The 17,624-nt window shown below is 44.5% G+C and carries 16 protein-coding genes; 9 read left to right on the forward strand and 7 right to left on the reverse strand.

What is annotated here, in order from left to right; translation table 11 throughout:
* Window position 1: 1 nt before the first annotated feature.
* Window positions 2-1,480 carry a glutamate synthase subunit beta gene (locus GSY63_RS11575; RefSeq protein ID WP_166585962.1) on the forward strand — a complete coding sequence of 493 codons (1,479 nt, stop codon included), beginning with the start codon at window positions 2-4 and terminating at the stop codon, window positions 1,478-1,480.
* Between the two features lie 60 nt (window positions 1,481-1,540).
* Here GSY63_RS11575 and GSY63_RS11580 read toward each other — a convergent pair whose 3' ends face one another.
* The 4 genes from GSY63_RS11580 to GSY63_RS11595 form a co-directional block, all read right to left on the reverse strand.
* Window positions 1,541-1,750, reverse strand: coding sequence for a hypothetical protein (locus GSY63_RS11580; protein WP_166585963.1), 210 nt, complete (start codon window positions 1,748-1,750; stop codon window positions 1,541-1,543).
* Window positions 1,751-2,652: 902 nt separating this feature from the next.
* Window positions 2,653-3,312: a YdeI/OmpD-associated family protein gene (locus GSY63_RS11585; protein WP_166585964.1), complete on the reverse strand. Its 660-nt coding sequence runs from the start codon at window positions 3,310-3,312 to the stop codon at window positions 2,653-2,655.
* A gap of 12 nt (window positions 3,313-3,324) precedes the next feature.
* Window positions 3,325-3,855: an RNA methyltransferase gene (locus tag GSY63_RS11590; protein ID WP_166585965.1), complete on the reverse strand. Its 531-nt coding sequence runs from the start codon at window positions 3,853-3,855 to the stop codon at window positions 3,325-3,327.
* The gene (locus GSY63_RS11595) at window positions 3,848-5,020 is read right to left on the reverse strand and encodes a galactokinase (RefSeq protein ID WP_166585966.1); all 1,173 of its coding nucleotides are present in this window, start codon (window positions 5,018-5,020) and stop codon (window positions 3,848-3,850) included. The genes GSY63_RS11590 and GSY63_RS11595 overlap by 8 nt, the downstream gene beginning before the upstream one ends.
* A 155-nt stretch (window positions 5,021-5,175) precedes the next feature.
* Here GSY63_RS11595 and GSY63_RS11600 point away from each other — a divergent pair, with 155 nt between their 5' ends.
* The gene (locus GSY63_RS11600; protein ID WP_166585967.1) at window positions 5,176-5,466 is read left to right on the forward strand and encodes a YciI family protein; all 291 of its coding nucleotides are present in this window, start codon (window positions 5,176-5,178) and stop codon (window positions 5,464-5,466) included.
* A 107-nt stretch (window positions 5,467-5,573) separates the two neighbouring features.
* Window positions 5,574-6,422 carry an aldo/keto reductase gene (locus tag GSY63_RS11605; RefSeq protein ID WP_166585968.1) on the forward strand — a complete coding sequence of 283 codons (849 nt, stop codon included), beginning with the start codon at window positions 5,574-5,576 and terminating at the stop codon, window positions 6,420-6,422.
* A gap of 67 nt (window positions 6,423-6,489) precedes the next feature.
* Here GSY63_RS11605 and GSY63_RS11610 read toward each other — a convergent pair whose 3' ends face one another.
* On the reverse strand, window positions 6,490-6,897 hold the full coding sequence (locus GSY63_RS11610) for a DUF1761 domain-containing protein (RefSeq protein ID WP_166585969.1): 408 nt from the start codon (window positions 6,895-6,897) through the stop codon (window positions 6,490-6,492).
* A 118-nt stretch (window positions 6,898-7,015) separates the two neighbouring features.
* On the opposite strand from GSY63_RS11610, the gene GSY63_RS11615 reads away from it, so the two are divergent.
* Both GSY63_RS11615 and GSY63_RS11620 read left to right on the forward strand, forming a co-directional pair.
* Complete coding sequence (locus GSY63_RS11615) at window positions 7,016-7,537, forward strand: hypothetical protein (protein ID WP_166585970.1); 522 nt, start codon at window positions 7,016-7,018, stop codon at window positions 7,535-7,537.
* 273 nt (window positions 7,538-7,810) lie between these two features.
* Window positions 7,811-8,920 carry a hypothetical protein gene (locus tag GSY63_RS11620; protein ID WP_166585971.1) on the forward strand — a complete coding sequence of 370 codons (1,110 nt, stop codon included), beginning with the start codon at window positions 7,811-7,813 and terminating at the stop codon, window positions 8,918-8,920.
* A 347-nt stretch (window positions 8,921-9,267) separates the two neighbouring features.
* Here GSY63_RS11620 and GSY63_RS11625 read toward each other — a convergent pair whose 3' ends face one another.
* Entirely contained in the window at window positions 9,268-10,164 is an 897-nt protein-coding gene (locus tag GSY63_RS11625) for an MBL fold metallo-hydrolase (protein WP_166585972.1), read from the reverse strand.
* 131 nt (window positions 10,165-10,295) lie between these two features.
* Here GSY63_RS11625 and GSY63_RS11630 point away from each other — a divergent pair, with 131 nt between their 5' ends.
* The 4 genes from GSY63_RS11630 to GSY63_RS11645 all read left to right on the forward strand — a co-directional run bounded on the left by GSY63_RS11630 (window position 10,296) and on the right by GSY63_RS11645 (window position 15,354).
* On the forward strand, window positions 10,296-11,165 hold the full coding sequence (locus tag GSY63_RS11630) for a creatininase family protein (RefSeq protein ID WP_166585973.1): 870 nt from the start codon (window positions 10,296-10,298) through the stop codon (window positions 11,163-11,165).
* A 249-nt stretch (window positions 11,166-11,414) separates the two neighbouring features.
* A complete protein-coding gene (locus GSY63_RS11635; protein ID WP_166585974.1) occupies window positions 11,415-12,107 on the forward strand; it encodes an ABC transporter ATP-binding protein in 693 nt (230 codons plus the stop codon).
* Window positions 12,100-14,658, forward strand: a complete 2,559-nt coding sequence (locus GSY63_RS11640) for an ABC transporter permease (protein ID WP_208094523.1) — start codon at window positions 12,100-12,102, stop codon at window positions 14,656-14,658. The genes GSY63_RS11635 and GSY63_RS11640 overlap by 8 nt, the downstream gene beginning before the upstream one ends.
* Before the next feature lie 9 nt (window positions 14,659-14,667).
* On the forward strand, window positions 14,668-15,354 hold the full coding sequence (locus tag GSY63_RS11645) for an arylesterase (RefSeq protein WP_166585975.1): 687 nt from the start codon (window positions 14,668-14,670) through the stop codon (window positions 15,352-15,354).
* A 192-nt stretch (window positions 15,355-15,546) separates the two neighbouring features.
* Here GSY63_RS11645 and GSY63_RS11650 read toward each other — a convergent pair whose 3' ends face one another.
* Window positions 15,547-17,454: an AAA domain-containing protein gene (locus GSY63_RS11650; protein WP_166585976.1), complete on the reverse strand. Its 1,908-nt coding sequence runs from the start codon at window positions 17,452-17,454 to the stop codon at window positions 15,547-15,549.
* Window positions 17,455-17,624 lie beyond the last annotated feature (170 nt).

Here is a 17,624-nt window from a genome sequence, read left to right on the forward strand (position 1 = left end):
TATGGGAAAGCCTACCGGATTTCAGGAGTTTAACAGAGAACTTCCTGGTAAAATAGCGCCCGAAGCAAGGGTTAAAAATTATAACGAGTTTGTTGGTCTGTATACTGCTGATAAGCTTAACGAACAATCGGCACGTTGCATGAACTGCGGTATACCATTTTGCCATTCGGGTTGCCCGCTTGGTAACATTATTCCGGAGTTTAACGATGCTGTTTACCGCAAAAACTGGGTTGAAGCGTACGAGATATTATCTTCAACCAACAACTTCCCCGAGTTTACAGGCCGTATTTGCCCTGCGCCGTGCGAATCTGCATGTGTGTTAGGCATTAACAAGCCGCCTGTTGCTATTGAGGAAATAGAGAAACACATTATCGAAATCGCTTACGAAAAGAACCTGGTTAAGCCAATGGCGCCGATCATCAAAACCGGTAAAACGGTTGCTGTGGTAGGCTCTGGCCCTGCAGGCTTGGCGGCGGCTGCTCAACTGAGCAAAGCTGGCCACGCCGTAACCGTTTACGAACGCGATGATAAACCGGGAGGCTTGCTGCGCTACGGTATCCCCGACTTTAAACTAGAGAAATGGGTTATCGATCGCCGTATACAGGTAATGGAGGCCGACGGTGTTGAATTTATCTGCAATACAGAAGTAGGTAAAGACATTGCCGCCGATGAGTTAACCCGCCGTTACGATGCAGTTGTTTTGGCAGGTGGCTCAACCATTCCACGTAATTTGCCTATCCCTGGCCGCGAGCTTAAGGGTACTTACTTTGCAATGGATTTCCTGAAACAGCAAAACAAACGCGTAAGCAGCACCGAAATTAAGGCCGAAGATATTTTAGCCACAGATAAAGACGTAGTGGTTATAGGCGGTGGCGATACCGGTTCCGACTGTGTAGGCACTTCAAACCGCCAGGGTGCAAGATCAATTCTTCAGTTTGAGTTTATGCCGCAGCCCCCAAAAGAGCGTACTGCCGCTATGCCTTGGCCAAGCTACCCTATGGTCTTAAAAACCACCAGCTCACACGAGGAAGGTGTTCAAAGACATTTCGGTATCAATACCAAACAGTTTTTAGGTGACGATCAGGGCAACTTACGTGCCTTGAAGGTGACCGATGTAACCTGGGAAACCGACTTTTTAGGTCGCCCAACCAAGTTTGCGGAGGTTGAAGGTTCGGAGCGCGAGATACCTTGTCAGCGTGTATTCCTGGCAATGGGTTTCGTAAACCCGCAATATGATGGTATGCTGGAAGCGTTAGGCGTTGAGCTTGACGAACGCAAGAATGTTAAAGCCAAAGAAGGCGTTTACCGAACCAATGTAAGCAAAGTATTTGCCTGTGGCGATATGCGCCGCGGACAATCTCTTGTGGTTTGGGCAATATCAGAAGGCCGTGAGGCCGCACGCAAAGTAGACGAGTTTTTAACCGGCCACACGCTTTTAGAAAGCAAGGAAGCCGTTAACTTTTACGAACAAGCGTTTTAACAACGGATTTAGTCAATCACTCTATAATTTCAGTAGTTTACCTGCGGTAGTCGGTCCCGGCTATCGCAGGTTTATTTTTGTCCAGTCCTGAAGCTTTTGCTTCAATTCCTCATAAGATTCTTTCACGGTTATGTATGATTCCTGGTCGCCGATCAGATAGATGCGTACTTCTTCTTCCGGGTCTTTATAGATCACGATAGAAGTTATATTGTCTACGTTGACTAATGTGTTGCGGTCGTTTTTGTCTAGTAGTTCGATGAAGTTTGCCATGGGAGTATAACAGAGCGAGTATCCAAAGGTTCTGTCAAATGTGAATTGCATCGTCCGGCGAAACAAAATTTTGTCACGCTGATACTAGAAGCCCCGAATTTGCAGGTCACTATTATAATTTGTTTTCCATTAGTAGGGGCAGGGTGATTTATTGTCGTTAGCGGATGTCACTTTTCTTTGACCGCCAAAGAAAAGTAACCAAAAAAAAGCTCGTGGCTGCTTTATTTTCTATGGAAGTCGGTGCTTGGGCAGGGATAGTGCTACCCGAAAATCAAGAGGCCACAAAAAAGAGGTGACATTAGGTCTGTTCTTGCAGTCAGTTTTGGACTTTCCAAGAGCGATGGCCCAGACAGAAAAGCGGGGCCGAGGGTTGGCATGCGTGGTGGAGCTTTTTTCTGTCTTGATCTTTTGGCTACTTTTGGATCAAGCCAAAAGTAGCTAGGCCTCCGCGGCTATGAGCGGAATAACATTCAATATATCACAAGACTGGAATAGTTACTCATTCGTTAATCACGACACCAACTCTGTAAGTAGGGGATTGCATTCCCATAGCTCGGGAATGGCTTTACTTCGGAATGACGCGAATTTAAAATGGAGGAGTTAATCCTTATCCGATTTGCTAGTCAACTTTAGAAAGTTATCGTACAATAAGCCTCCGAACGTTAGCGCTATCCAATTACAAATTGCCCACACGGCACCGAAGATTGGTGGGATCAAAATCGAAATTATCAATGCCTTGACGCCATAGGCTGGCGCACCGTTAAAATAGATAGCTTTAATATTGAAAAATGATAAAATGCCGCATAAAAGGGATAATGGAATGGCACAGAAGTTATAAGACCAAAACAGTCTTTTGAATGAGTATTTATTCATGAATTGATAAGATATTATTTAATATAGGACTACTTCTCACTCGGATTCCGCTTCCCACTTAACAACATCTCTACCATTTTCTCAACCCTTGCAACACGCGTTTTCTCTTGCTTGGCGCTGAGTACCCACACTACATATTCTTTTCGGTGCGAGTAAGCTAACTGGTTAAAAATGGCCAATGCACCGGGCGATTGTTGCAACGCTTCGAGTGCATCGGGTGGTAGGGTAACTTGTTTTTTATCTACATCTATGTAGGCCGAGTAATCGTTGGTTTTAATTTCGGAGTTACGAGAGGCAGATACCTTAACCTGGTCTTGGGGTTTAAAACGGAGGGCCGTCCAGATGTTGTTGATAGCGGCAGAAGCCACCGGACGAAGGTTATATTTAGCTGCTTCATCCCAACTGCCCATCATTTCCAGATCGGTAGGGATGGAGGTGTTCTTTTTAGGGTAGGTGAACCAGATCACAGTATCGTGTTTTAACGAAGACTGAACGGCCTTTAATACCTCGCCCAATTCTGCTTTGTTTTTAACAAACAGTTGCACGCCGTCCACCTTGCCGCTGCTTTCAAAACTAAGTTGCACACCCTCGGGCAGCGGGTCTATATAAGCAATATAATCTTCGGGAGCGTTAACAATAAGCCAGTGCGAGCCTGGCTTCATGAGCAGTTTTTTAACTATTGGGTTCATAATACCTGTACGTTACAGGTTCAATTTCGCAAAAAAATCCCAAAGTACAATGCCTGCAGAAACCACTATGTTAAAGGAATGCTTGGTACCAAACTGGGGGATCTCGATACAGTGATCAATGGTTGCCATTACATCATCGGCCACACCATTTACCTCATTTCCGAAAATAAGGGCATACTTTTTATCCTGCTCGGGTTCAAAGGTGTTGAGCATAATACTGTTCTCGGCCTGCTCTACGGCTATTATTACATAACCTTCCTGTCTCAGTTTTTCAACGGCGGTTAGGGTGTCTGTTTCATAAGTCCAGTCGATAGATTGGGTAGCACCAAGAGCGGTTTTTTCAATTTCCCGATGTGGGGGCTGGGCGGTAATGCCGCATAACACAATCTGCTCTACCGCGAAACCATCGCTGGTGCGAAATATCGAACCCACGTTGTGCATACTGCGCACATTATCCATTACCACTGCAACAGGTAGTTTGTCCTGTGCTTTAAATTCAGAAACAGATGGACGGTTTAGCTCGTCCAGTTTTAGTTTACGCATGCTTAGCCTCATTATACACGCCAACACCCATCCCGATCAACGAACTGTAAACGGAAGGGGCGTAGCCAATTTTTTGCGTGTAAAATTCGGTAATTCCTTTGGAGAATTCGTCAAAAGCATCCTTTTTTACCAAAGCGATAGCGCAACCGCCAAATCCGGCACCGGTCATGCGGGCACCTGCAACAATTTCTGGCTTTGTTTTGGCATAGTCGGCGATAGTGTCTAACTCAATACCGCTTACTTCATAAAGCTTACTCAGCGAGTCGTGCGAGGCATACATCAGCTTGCCAAATTCCAATAGATTATTGGCAGCAAGTTCGCGGGCGGCAAGTTTAACGCGGTCGTTTTCTTCAATAACATGGGTTGCACGTTTTTTAACGATAGGGTCGGTAATTAAATGTTCGTGCTGCTTAAAAGTGGCAGCATCAATATCGCACAGATGTTCTATATCGAGTTCTGTTTTTAAGGCAGCTAATGCCTGCTGACATTCTCGCACACGCTCGTTGTATTTAGATTCGGCCAGTTTACGCGGTTTATTGGTATTGATGATGGCCAGCAGATAATCGCCCAAATGGCAATCTACTGCCTCATATTCTAAAGTATCGCAATTTAGCATCAGGGCTTTTTCAGCTTCGCCGAAGGCAACTGCAAACTGGTCCATAATCCCGCTGTTTAAGCCAATAAAAACATTCTCTACCCACTTGGATAGTTTAACCAGTTCCAATTTGCTATACCCCGCGCTAAATAGCTGGTTGAGGGCAAAAGCAGTAACCACCTCGATAGAAGCAGACGAAGAAAGGCCAGACCCGATTGGAATGTCACCGTAATACAGCATATCCAGTCCTTGTAACTCGTGGCCATCGTTTAAAAAGTGGGTTATTACACCAAGAGGATAGTTAAACCAAAAGCTGTCTTTTTTTTGATAAGAAGATTGCAAAGGGATATCCAGTTGCTCTTCAAAATTTACACTTCTGAGCCTGAATTTACCTTCCGTATTGGGGGCAACCAGCAAGTAAGTACCAAAAGTAATGGCGCAGGGCATTACCAGGCCTCCGTTATAATCAATATGTTCGCCAATAAGGTTTACCCTGCCAGGGGAAAAAAAAGAATGCTGGGCATCGCTATTAAATAACGTTTTAAACTGTTGATGTAACTGGTCGATCATAATTGGTTTATCTCAAAGAAAACAAATATGTAAAAAATACTGTAAAAAATACAGTTATTCCGTTTCGATTTAAATTTTTATTAAACCACAAAGCAAACGAACATTGGTTATACTTGTTTAAACGCAATATAAACATCAATTTAACACTTACAATCATGACTCAATACCTTGTAACCGCATACGATTTTACAGATACAGAGGCGTTTAACCGCCGTACGAATGTACGCCCGCATCACCTGGATGGTGTGCGCGAAATGAAGGAAAAAGGAAACTTTATTATAGGCGGCGCTATGCTTAACGAAGAAGGTAAAATGATTGGCTCAACCATGATCGTTCAGTTTGAAACGGAGGAAGAATTGGAGGCCTGGAAAAAGAGCGATCCTTATGTTACGCAGGGGGTATGGGAAACCGTCGATATTAAACCCTTTAAAGTAGCAGAAGTGTAATATAATGGCCGCAATCTGCCGTTAACATATATATTACAATTGCTTTACTTTTTTGGCTAAACATAAAGCTTACTTCGGGTGTTTTTTAACCTTTAAACATCAAAGCAATGAGTAACGTGAAATTTGAAGAAACCTTTAGTATAGGCGGCGATTTAACCATCAACCGCCTTGGTTATGGCGCTATGCGTATTACCGGCAAAGGTATATGGGGGCCGCCGGCAGATAAAGACGAAGCCATCCGTGTTTTAAAGCGCGCCGTTGAATTGGGCGTTAACTTTATAGATACGGCAGATAGCTATGGTCCTTACGTGTCGGAAGAACTGATTGCCGAGGCCTTATATCCATATCCCGAAGGATTGGTTATTGGTACCAAGGGCGGTTTGCTGCGTACCGGTCCGGATGAGTGGCCGATAGACTCGAGTCCGGAGCATTTAAAAGAAGCCTTGGAAGGTAGTTTAAAACGCCTGAAACTGGATCAGATAGATTTATATCAACTACACCGAATTGATCCTAAAGTGCCTGCCGAAAAAAGCTTCGAGTTTTTACAGCAGGCGCAAAAAGAAGGTAAGATCAAACATATCGGCCTGTCTGAAGTAGGTGTAGATGATATTAAAAAAGCGCAAACCTATTTCGATGTGGTATCAGTACAAAATATGTACAGCGTTGATAACCGCAAATGGGAAGATGTTTTGGATTATTGTAAGGAGCAAAATATTGCCTTTATTCCATGGTTCCCGCTTAGCGGCGGCGGCAGTTTAGATGCCGTACAGAAAGTTGCCGACAGGCATAATGCTACGCTGCACCAGGTTGCTTTAAGCTGGCTGCTGCACCATGCAGATAATATTTTGCTGATACCAGGTACATCGAGCGTAGACCACCTGGAAGAAAATATGAAAACCGCATCTGTTGAATTGACAGAACAAGACATGGCCGAATTGGATAATTTATCGGCTTAAGAAATCTTATTAATATATATAATAGGAAGGGGAGAGGTGCCGGCTTTATGCTTGCACCTCTTTTTTGTTATCGCCAAACGCCTATAATAGCGCCCATAATAGTAAGCGTTACCACACTGTAACCACCGTTAACCAAAATGTAACGCCAGGATTTTAGCTCGAACAGGCTATGGATAGCGATAGCACTAAACGTCCATACACCGGCCAGCAAGCCCGCCGTGGTGCCCCACTGGATGTCTGTTTTGGGATCGTTTAGAAACATGGCCAGGTTAGCAGCCATAATCAACGAAAACAAGCCGGTTAAGCCGAATATCTTAACCTTATCTCCCCGGCGGCGAATGGTTTCTTCGTCGAGGCAACAATCTGCCATCCAAACTTTGCCAAACAAGGCAGTTGAGTACCACAAGCCGCCTACCATAAACGCGCTTAATGCTGCCACCAATACGGCCAGCCAGTTGATTGTGCTAATATCCATGAAGCTTATAATTAGTTATAGTAAATATAAAATAATTTTTATTTGTCGAAATATAATTATACATTCACTTCCACAAACCAAGAACCATCAGTTCCCTTTGAGACGATTTATTGCCATAATGCTTTTAGGAATCCACCTGTTTACAACAGGAGGATACTCTATTGTATTCGAATATTTCATCCATCAGTCTGATGTTCAAATGGTTAGAGAGATATACGATAGCAAAACCCAAAAGAAGCTTATCGAAATAAAAATACCTGTGCACCTGCCCGGTATGCATGCCTGGAACCGATATGAGCACATTGAAGGTCAGGTACAAGTAAAAGGTACTTTTTACAATTACGTACGCTTAAAAATGAGTGCGGATACAATGGCCATGCTATGTATCCCAAATACCGTTAAAACTCATTTGGTTAACGCCAACGTAATCTTAACCAAAGAAATAACCGACACGCCCATGAGTAAGAAAGGGCATGATCTGGTTAAAAAATCCATCGACCTACAGTATGTTTACCAGGCGTTAAACTACCAGTTTAGCGCTACCCCGGTATTCATTAAAAAAGAGTATAATAATACTTACTCATGCCTGCTTAATCCGTTTGTAGAAACGCGTGGACAGCCTCCCGACTTCCGTTGTTAATAAATTTCCGGTTTTGATCATTTAATGCTTTTACATGGCTTAATATGCCTTTGTAAATCATTTTTCCAGATCAACATTACAGATCCTTCATTTTTGCTTTATCGGTTTAATGTATTGCTGTGCTAATCATTTTTAGTGCTGGTTATATATTATTTATCTGCAGATGATATTATTCAATATATCTCTGTGAAGATGCTGTGCTAGTCAGGTTGTCGGTCTCTGTTCCCAATTTTTTATTACGATTTAACAACGGTTCGATTTTTACAATTTGAGATGAAATTTACTTTAAGAGTACTGGCAGTTTCTGCTTTATTTATTTGCGCATTATATTCTAATAACGTTTTAGCCCAAGGCTGTGTAGCTATTCGCAGCACCGGCGGTTTATGCTCTATGGACGAGCACCCCGACAGCATTACTACTTCTGGCGGTACCTGGCTGTTTAACAGCAATAGCCGTTACTACCGTTCTTTCAGGCACTTTATTGGGAAGGACGAACAAAAACAACGTATAGAGCAAGGTACCAACGTGATAAACCACTCTTACACGCAAGACCTTACCCTAACCAGGATCTTCAATCAACGCTGGTCTGTTTCGGTAGATGTGCCGATCCTGGCCAACACCCGTTCGTCATTATATGAGCATGGCGGTACCGAGCGCCACACTACCAGTTCATTTGGTTTGGGCGATATCCGCTTTACAACTTATGCATGGTTATTAAACCCGGAAAAAGCCCACAAGGGTAACATACAGGCAGGTTTAGGTATTAAATTTGCCACCGGAAACTATACTTATCAAGACTACTTTTACAACGTTGGACCTAATGGAACACGTCGTTTAGGCCCGGTTGACCAGTCGATCCAATTAGGTGATGGCGGTACCGGTATATCAACAGAATTAAACGCTTACTACAACTTTACCCACAATTTCGGATTGTACGGTAACTTCTATTACTTAATAAATCCACGCGAGCAGAACGGAACATCGAGCGCTCGTGGCGGCGTACCATCGGCAAGTGCAGTGGCTAATACCAGCGATGTAATGAGTGTACCCGATCAATTTTTGATCAGAGGTGGTGTGAGCTATGGCGTGTCAAAATTTGTATTTACAGCGGGTGTGCGCGACGAGTGTTTGCCATCTCGCGACCTTATTGGCGGAAGCGCAGGTTTCCGTAGACCAGGTTATATCATTTCGGCCGAGCCTGGTGTAACCTACAGGGTTAAAAACCTGTCTATATACTTATATGTGCCGGTTGCTGTTGTGCGCGACCGTACCGTAAGCTTTGCAGATCATATCACAACAGAACTAACCGGCAACCCGGCTCATGGCGATGCAGCCTTTGCCGATTACGTTATCAACGCAGGAATTACTTACAGATTAAAATAAAAGTTGTTTAATTGGTTTTAACAGAATAAGCCGGGGTTGAGCTCCCGGCTTATTAAAAAGTACTACAATAAGCAGGGGATGAGATCCCTGTTTATGAGGTTGGTTAATTTGGTAAACAAGCCGGGGGTGAGAGCCCGGCTTATTTAAAAGAAACTACAATAAACGAGAGTTGAGATACTTGTTTATAAGGTTGATTAATTGAAAAAATAACCCGGAGGTGAGAGGCCGGTTTATTAAAAACACAACTATATAGCGGGGGCGAGCCTCAAAATATTAGGTTGGTTAATTTGGTTAAAAGGCCCCGATATCATCGGGGCCTTTTGTTATTTTCAGCCTGATTGAATTGCTTAGAGGGTAAGTTCTTCGTAGGCCGCGGTAAGGCTGCGTTGTATGCCTTGACCTTGCCAGTCGGTTACGCCGGGTATAGCTGTTGCGGCTAAAATATCTTCGCGGGTTTTGCCTGCATTAATGCCGGCCTGTACAAACGCCGCAAGTTTTTCCATGTAATTTTGCATGGCCTTTAGGTCGTCCAAAGTGCCGGTTACTTTTTCAGGATCAGCCGCGTGGCCAAATACAAATAAAGTGTCTTTATCAAATTGTTTTTGTGCTTTCTCTAAAACCTGTGCCCAGTTTACTACAGATGCACCATACTTACGGTCAACATAAGGGAACATACGGTTAAAAACCAGGTCGCCGGTGTGTACAATATTGGCATTCTCAAAGTGGATCATACTGTCGCCATTGGTATGGCCTGCTCCCCAGTAATAGGTTTTGATCTTCTCGTCGCCAATTTTGGTTTTCCAGCGATCGGTAAAGGTAATATCCGGGTAAAGCTGTTTATCTTCAGTTTTGGCTTCTTGTGCCGTCGCTTTTTGATTTTTAAGCGAATTATCCTGCGCTACTACATGTTTGGCTAAACCTTTAAAAGAAATATTGCCCGAGGTATGGTCGCCGTGATGATGTGTATTAATTAAATATTGAAAAGGCTTATCAGATTGTTTTTTAAGCTCGGCAATCAGGTCATTAGCCGGAGCCGGAAATTCGGCATCAACCACCACAATACCATCTTTGTTAGATAGCCATGCAATAGTGCCGCCCTGCTCGGCAAACATGCCCACGTTTCTACGCAGTGGTTTAAACTGATAGGGAGCTGATTGTGCAAAAGCAGCAAAGCTTTTATTACCTGATAATGCTAAGGCAGCCAGCGAAAGGGCTGTTGATGAAAGAAATTTTCGGCGTTCCATAAGTCAATGCTAATATACGTTTGCAGGTGCAGATATTAAATAAGCATAATATAAATACATTGTAAATGTTTGATTACCATTAGCAAAGTTAAATGGCTTTATTAACTTAGGGAACCTCAATTAACCAATTTATGAAAAGCCTTTTAATTACATTAAGTGTATTGTTATGCAGTAGCGCCTTTGCGCAGCAGTTACCAACCCGTTGGGACGAACTCAGCGCAGTGGATTGGCCGGCAGCCCTCGAAAAATCATCTCAAACCTGTGTATTGCCTATCGGGATCTTAGAAAAGCACGGCCCGCACTCACCCTTGGGTAACGACCTGATCCATGTGCGCGAAATCGCAGCCCGTGTGGTGAAGAACGAATATGCTGTTGTATTCCCTGACTATTTTTACGGGCAGATAAACGAAGCCCGGCAGCAGCCCGGCACCTTTGCATTGCCCGGCGTGTTGATTATGCAATTGCTCGAAGCTACCTGCGATGAGATCGGTCGTAATGGTTTTAAAAAGATCATCATCATTAACGGGCACGGCGGCAACCCGGAGTTCCTGCAATTTTTTATGCAGAACCTGTTGAACAAGCGCCATAACTATGCGGTGTTTTTATACACGCCGGGTAGTGATCCGGAGTTTCAGAAGCAATATGCTAAACTGCGCAAAACCGATCCTTCGACAGATCTGCACGCAGGCGAGCGCGAAACCTCGACTATGTTAGAGCTTCGTCCAGATTTGATCCATGTAGAAAAAGGAACCGAACAGTCTGGTGCAGATCAAAAACGCTTGCCGTTAACAAATCTGTACACTCCGATTTGGTGGTATGCATCATACCCTAACCACTACGCCGGACAAGGCGAAAAAGCTACCCATGAGTTAGGCAAACTAATTGTAGACCATGAAGTAGCCGGCTTTACCGATGCCCTTAAGCAAGTAAAAGCTGACACTAAAACCTTGCAATTGCAGAATGAGTATTACGATAAGGTTGATAATTTAGGAAAGAATTAAGATAAACATCCAAGTTTTTTGTCATCCAGAGCGCTAGCGAAGGATCTTCTTCACCAGCATAAAGCATGCTTCGTCGACGCCAATGTATTTACGCAGAAGATTCTTCGCTAGCGCTCTGAATGACAATCTGATTAAACTCCCCCTCTCTGTCACAACAACATCACAAACTTCTCCGCCGTGCTTTTGTGTATATTAACTGCGTAACAATTGGCATAACGCTGTATCAAACGTAAAAACACAGAATAACGAGTGGAAAACATACTTCATATTGCTGACCTCAGCAAAACATACCAAAGCGCCGGCCGCACATTAACGGTGCTCGATAATATTAATTTTTCGGTAACTACGGGTTCTACCAATGCCATAGTTGGCCCATCGGGCAGCGGTAAAACTACCTTATTAGGGCTATGTGCAGGTTTAGACCGCTCCAGCTCCGGTTTGGTTGAGCTTAACGGCATCAACCTGGGTAACATGAGCGAGGATAAACGTGCGCAGGTACGCAACCAGTACGTAGGTTTTATATTTCAAAACTTTCAACTGTTACCTACGCTTACCGCACTAGAGAATGTGATGGTACCGTTGGAGCTGCGGGGCGAACGCAATATCCGCGCACGTGCGCTCGACTTACTGGATAAAGTAGGCCTGGCCGAACGCGGGCATCATTATCCAACACAGCTTTCGGGCGGCGAGCAGCAGCGGGTATCGCTGGCGAGGGCATTTAGCAATCAGCCTAAAATTTTATTTGCCGATGAACCGACAGGTAACCTCGATGCCGAAACCAGCGAGAAGGTAATTAAACTAATTTTCGACCTCAATAAAGAAGCCGGAACTACTTTGGTAGTAGTAACACACGATCTGGAATTGGCGGCAAAAACCCAGCGAATTATCAGGATTAAAGGCGGCAAACTGGTGTCGGACGAAAAAACGAACATCAATGCCTGAGCCGTATCAATTGGAGAAACCGCCGCTTAAACTGGGCTGGCTCTTTGAAATGGCCTGGCGCGACAGCCGTAAAAACCGGTCGCGGTTATTCCTGTTTATTTCGGCCATTATATTTGGTATCGCGGCTATCGTGGCTATTTATTCGTTTGGATACAACGTTAAAAAGGATGTAGACAACCAGGCTGCTACCTTAATTGGCGCCGACCTGTCTATCACCTCCAACAAACCGGTGGATGCTTCGATGCTGCAGACGCTTAATACCCTTGGCGACCGCAGATCGCAGGAGCGGAGTTTTGCGTCCATGATCTATTTCCCCAAAGGAAATGGAACAAGGCTGGTACAGGTACGCGCTTTGCAAGGCGAATTTCCATATTATGGAAGTTTGGAAACCACGCCAATTACAGCCGGGACTGATTTTAAGAATGGTAAAAAAGCTTTGGTAGACCAAACGCTGATGCTGCAGTTTAATGCGCAGGTGGGTGATTCGATCAAGGTAGGCAGCGTTACTTTTCTAATTGCTGGTACGTTAAACAAAGCGCCGGGTCAAACCGGTATTTCGGCGGGTATAGCGCCGATAGTTTATATCCCTTTACAATATCTTACCGAAACCGGGCTGATGCAAAAAGGTAGCCGCATAAGTTACAATTACTACTACAAATATGACCACGATGTAAATGTAACCAAGCTGATTAAGGGTCTGGAACCTAAACTGGAGAAGGCAAATCTGAACTATGATACCATAGATACCCGTAAAGAAAATACGGGCCGTAGCTTTGCCGATCTGACTAAGTTTTTGTCGTTGGTTGGCTTTATTGCCCTACTGTTGGGTTGCGTTGGCGTGGCCAGTGCTATCCATATTTACATTCGCGAAAAGATAGCTTCTATTGCCATCATGCGTTGTTTGGGTGTGCGGTCAACGCAGGCTTTTTTAATCTACCTGATACAGATCATCAGTATAGGTTTAATAGGGTCTATCATTGGTGCAGCCTTAGGTAGTTTGATCCAATATTTATTGCCGCTGGTTTTTAAAGATTTTCTGCCGATTACGGTTACTACAGATCTATCGTGGATGGCTATCGGGCAGGGCGTATTGTTAGGTGTAATTATCTCGGTGCTTTTTGCATTGCTGCCGCTTATTGCTATCCGTAATATATCGCCTTTAAATACGCTCAGAATGTCGTACGAAAGCGTCAATCTGCTGCGCGATCCTCTACGCTGGTTGGTATATGTATTGATTGTGGGCTTTATTGTAGTGTTCAGCTATTTCCAACTGGATAGTTGGCCGGCGAGCATCGCTTTTACCATAGGTATATTCATCGCCTTTTTGATTTTAACCTTAATAGCCAAACTGCTGATGTGGCTGGCCAAACTGCTGATAAGCAACTCATGGAGCTATTTATGGCGACAGGGTTTTGCTAACCTCTATCGCCCGAATAATCAGACGATTATCTTGATGGTGTCCATCGGTTTAAGTACTGCGTTTATTTGTACCCTGTTTTTTATACAGAGTATGTTGGTAAGGCAGGTGAGCGTTTCGGCTACAACCAATACAGCCAACATGATTTTGTTTGATATTCAGCCCACACAAAAACAGCCCTTGGCAGGTTTAACCACACAATATCATTTACCTGTAATACAGCAGGTGCCGGTGGTTACTACGCGCATTAATACCATCAACGGCAAAAACGCGGCGCAGGTTAAAAAGGATACCACGATACAAGTCTCGCCTCACGTATTTGCCAACGAATACCGGGTAACTTATCGCGATACCTTAACGCCGACCGAAAAGGTTATCGATGGCGAGTGGCAAGGGAAAGCTAAAGACGGAGCTGAAGTGCCGGTTTCGATAGAAGACCGCTTTGCCAAACGCAACCACCTTAAAATTGGCGACCATATTGAGTTTAACGTACAGGGTTCGCCTGTGAAAACGCTGGTAACCAGCATCCGCACGGTAAATTGGAACAAGATGCAGACCAACTTCCTGGTGGTGTTTCCTGCCGGGGTATTGGAAGATGCGCCGCAGTTTTATGCCATGCTTACGCATGTACCGTCCAAAGAGGTGTCGGCCAAATACCAGCAAGCGGTAGTGAAACAGTATCCCAATGTATCTTTGATAGATCTCGGCCAGGTATTAAGCATCCTCGACGAACTGTTGGATAAACTAGGCGACATTATCAAATTTATGAGTGGCTTTAGCATTATCACCGGTATTGTGGTGCTTATTGCTTCGGTACGGATCAGTAAATATCAGCGGATACAAGAGAGCGTTTTATTAAGAACCATGGGTGCAAGCCGCCGTCAGATTTTAGTGATCAGCGCATTGGAATATTTGTTTCTGGGCGCGTTATCGGCCTTAACCGGTACACTCATTGCCTTTGCAGGGAGCTGGCTGCTGGCTAAGTTTAGCTTCGATATTCCGTTCTCGGCAGATGTTTTGCCGGCGGGTGGCATATTTTTAGCTATCACTTTATTAACTATTACCATCGGCTTGCTGAATAGCCGGGGTATTTTAAATAAACCGCCTCTCGAGATACTTAGGGGCGATGTATAACTTGTAACAATGCATCAATTTAAGAAATGTGCTGTAGCCTTATTTGCCTTATTGGCAATGGGGTGCGGCGATAAAAAGACTTCGGATAATACTGCAACAGATACCGCGACTAGCAAACCTGCTACGAAGCAAGCTGCTACAAATACCAAAACAATACTGGTTTTTGGCGACAGCCTGACAGCCGGGTATGGCTTGGACGATGTGTCGGAATCCTTTCCCGGGGTGATTAAGGCACGCATCGACTCACTGAAACTGCCTTATAACGTAATTAATGCAGGTGTAAGCGGCGAAACTTCGGCAGGAGGGTTGAGCCGCATAGATTGGGTACTGAAACAAAAGCCCGATATATTTTTGTTGGAACTAGGCGCTAATGATGGTTTGCGTGGTAATTCCGTTCAGCAAACTATTGATAACCTGCAGGCCATAATCGATAAGGTAAAAGCTAAATATCCGGCAGCGAAAATTATTTTATTAGGAATGCAGGTGCCGCCAAGCATGGGCCAGAAATATGTAAGCGACTTCAAAAAAATGTACCCCGACCTGGCCGAGAAAAACCACATTGGTTTAGTGCCGTTTTTATTAGACGGCGTTGGCGGCAACCCGAAATTAAACCAGGCCGACGGCATACATCCCAACCCAACGGGCGCCAAAATTGTGGCTGAAAACGTTTGGAGGGTGCTGCAACCACAGCTTTAAATTGGAGCAGTGGTGCAATGTTCCACATGCACCACTGTGTTCCTACTTAAAAGTCATTTTAGTTATTATTGTAACATATTTATCTTATTATAAGTTAGTTGAGAAAATAAAGTTTAATGGCGTATTTTGCAGTGCACCACTTTTGCTGACTTTTAAGTTAGTAATTGACGATATGTTGTCAGCGAACCAAACTTAGTCGCCCATAAATTCCCAGGCACTTTTATAACCTTCCAATTGCTCTGCATAGCTAATGAAATCGGCATAGAAAGGCAGCTTAGAAAGGGTAGAACTATCGCCAATTACAACTAGTTTTTTGCGGGCGCGGGTCATGGCTACGTTCATGCGGCGAATGTCGGACAGGAAGCCAATCTCGCCATCGGTATTACTTCGTACCATGCTGTTGTAAACGATATCCCGTTCCTGTCCCTGGAAACTATCAATGGTGTTAACCGTAATTTTATCCTGGTGTAAAAGTAATAGTGGAAAGTCGGGCAATTGCTCTTTCAAGATCCTGATCTGTTCTTTGTAAGGCGATATCACGGCCACCGTCGGGAAATTATCCGCCGTATAATGTGCGTCCAGTTCGCCAAGCAAGTGATCTAGGTGTTTTAGTAAAAAAGCGGCTTCTTCCGGGTTGGTGCTGCTGGTACCTTCCAGTTTCTCGTCGAAACCGGCCCCCGCCGTATCAATAAAATGGAGGGCGGCATCGCCTTTAAATAATAGCTGGTGGGCTACAGAATCATTAGCCTTTAACTCCCCGTTGTAAAATATCTTCGACGAAAAGCCCATGATGCTTTCGTTCATCCGGTACTGCTCGTTTAATAAAACCACCGCTTCGGGGTGCAAGTCCGCGCATTTCTCTAAGAGGGTTGTGCTTAAACCGTTCCGTGCCGCCTCAGCCGATTTTATGGTAGGGGGGAGCTGGCAATGGTCGCCCGCCAGGATAACCTTTTGCGACTTTAAAATCGGGATCCAACAGGCGGGCTCAAGCGCTTGCCCGGCTTCGTCAATCACCACGGTATCAAACTTCAGCCCGCGGATGGTATAGTGGTTGGCACCCACAAGTGTAGCGGTAATTACCTGCGCCTTGGCCACTACATCATCAATAATATATTGCTCGGTTTTATCAACGTCGCGCATTATGCGGTGGGCTTCATCAAACAGGGCCTTGCGTTGGTCGCGCTCCGCCTTGCCGAAACTGCGCTTATACTTATGTGCCATGTTTTTGTATTCGGATGCCTGTTTCTTGAGTTTCTTAATCTCTTTTGTCATGGCATGATCGGCCATTTTGCTATCTAAGGTAAGTGACGTCAACCTATCGGATACCCTGGCCGGGTTACCAATCCGCAATACATTCATGCCCTCACCGGCAAGCTTTTCGCTCAACAGATCTACAGCCGTATTACTTGGTGCAACCACTAAAATCTGCTTACTGTTTTGCCCCCATAAGGCTTTAATAGCCTGCACAAGGGTAGTGGTTTTACCTGTTCCCGGAGGGCCGTGAACCACAGCCAGGTCATTAGCTGCAATAATTTTTTCTATCGCTCTTTGCTGCGATGGATTTAACCCTGTAGGTTTTGTAAATCCCGTTTCTGATCGAAACGAAGGCTGTTTTCCTCCCGTCAAAATTTGGATCAGCTTACCTTCCGCAGGCTTATCGGCAAGTAAACTTCCAAGCTTCAATGCATTCTGCATTTCATCATAGCTGTTATCATCAAACAACAAATCGATGCCTAGTTTGCCGTCGCGTGCCCAGTCGGGGAGTTCTTCGGTAAGTAAAGTTATTTTAAGCCTATTGCCACCCTGAAACGTAACAGTACCCTCAACCCGATCTTTTTTTGGGTCGAAGTTAGAGAACAAGGCTGCCGATGCGCCGAACCGCAACTGATGGCTCACATCCTGATGGGTTGTGCGCTCAACCTCTACGCTGATATAATCCCCGCGGCTAGGTTCTGTACCCCTAATGGCAATCGGATACCAAGTAATACCATTCATGCGGCGGTCGGCCACAGAAGCGGTTTCAGTTAGTTTCTGGTATGCGCGCCGGTCTTCATCACGTTCTGTTTTGAGGAGATTCAGGAGGTTTTTAAAGTAGTCCATTTTCGCAAAGATAGTGCGTACGTGGGTAAAACCAGATAAGGTGGCACATGTGTAAGCAATTTCTCCTTTCCTTTAAACCAACGTTAATAATGTTACAATGCTTTACAATATGTTAACACAGGGTTGATGATGCCATTATACAGCAGTTATTCCTTTGCGGATAAATTATC

It is taken from the genome of Mucilaginibacter agri, assembly GCF_009928685.1.
GTDB lineage: Bacteria > Bacteroidota > Bacteroidia > Sphingobacteriales > Sphingobacteriaceae > Mucilaginibacter > Mucilaginibacter agri.

What these genes read in the sequence shown, in the direction of transcription:
- GSY63_RS11595 (WP_166585966.1), bottom strand. Translation starts at nt 5,020, where the DNA reads ATGATCGACCAGTTACATCAACAGTTTAAAACGTTATTTAATAGCGAT.
- GSY63_RS11650 (WP_166585976.1), bottom strand. Translation starts at nt 17,454, where the DNA reads ATGGACTACTTTAAAAACCTCCTGAATCTCCTCAAAACAGAACGTGAT.
- GSY63_RS11600 (WP_166585967.1), top strand. Translation starts at nt 5,176, where the DNA reads ATGACTCAATACCTTGTAACCGCATACGATTTTACAGATACAGAGGCG.
- GSY63_RS11585 (WP_166585964.1), bottom strand. Translation starts at nt 3,312, where the DNA reads ATGAACCCAATAGTTAAAAAACTGCTCATGAAGCCAGGCTCGCACTGG.
- GSY63_RS11640 (WP_208094523.1), top strand. Translation starts at nt 12,100, where the DNA reads ATGCCTGAGCCGTATCAATTGGAGAAACCGCCGCTTAAACTGGGCTGG.
- GSY63_RS11615 (WP_166585970.1), top strand. Translation starts at nt 7,016, where the DNA reads ATGCTTTTAGGAATCCACCTGTTTACAACAGGAGGATACTCTATTGTA.
- GSY63_RS11630 (WP_166585973.1), top strand. Translation starts at nt 10,296, where the DNA reads ATGAAAAGCCTTTTAATTACATTAAGTGTATTGTTATGCAGTAGCGCC.
- GSY63_RS11610 (WP_166585969.1), bottom strand. Translation starts at nt 6,897, where the DNA reads ATGGATATTAGCACAATCAACTGGCTGGCCGTATTGGTGGCAGCATTA.
- GSY63_RS11575 (WP_166585962.1), top strand. Translation starts at nt 2, where the DNA reads ATGGGAAAGCCTACCGGATTTCAGGAGTTTAACAGAGAACTTCCTGGT.
- GSY63_RS11580 (WP_166585963.1), bottom strand. Translation starts at nt 1,750, where the DNA reads ATGGCAAACTTCATCGAACTACTAGACAAAAACGACCGCAACACATTA.
- GSY63_RS11620 (WP_166585971.1), top strand. Translation starts at nt 7,811, where the DNA reads ATGAAATTTACTTTAAGAGTACTGGCAGTTTCTGCTTTATTTATTTGC.
- GSY63_RS11625 (WP_166585972.1), bottom strand. Translation starts at nt 10,164, where the DNA reads ATGGAACGCCGAAAATTTCTTTCATCAACAGCCCTTTCGCTGGCTGCC.
- GSY63_RS11645 (WP_166585975.1), top strand. Translation starts at nt 14,668, where the DNA reads ATGCATCAATTTAAGAAATGTGCTGTAGCCTTATTTGCCTTATTGGCA.
- GSY63_RS11605 (WP_166585968.1), top strand. Translation starts at nt 5,574, where the DNA reads ATGAGTAACGTGAAATTTGAAGAAACCTTTAGTATAGGCGGCGATTTA.
- GSY63_RS11590 (WP_166585965.1), bottom strand. Translation starts at nt 3,855, where the DNA reads ATGCGTAAACTAAAACTGGACGAGCTAAACCGTCCATCTGTTTCTGAA.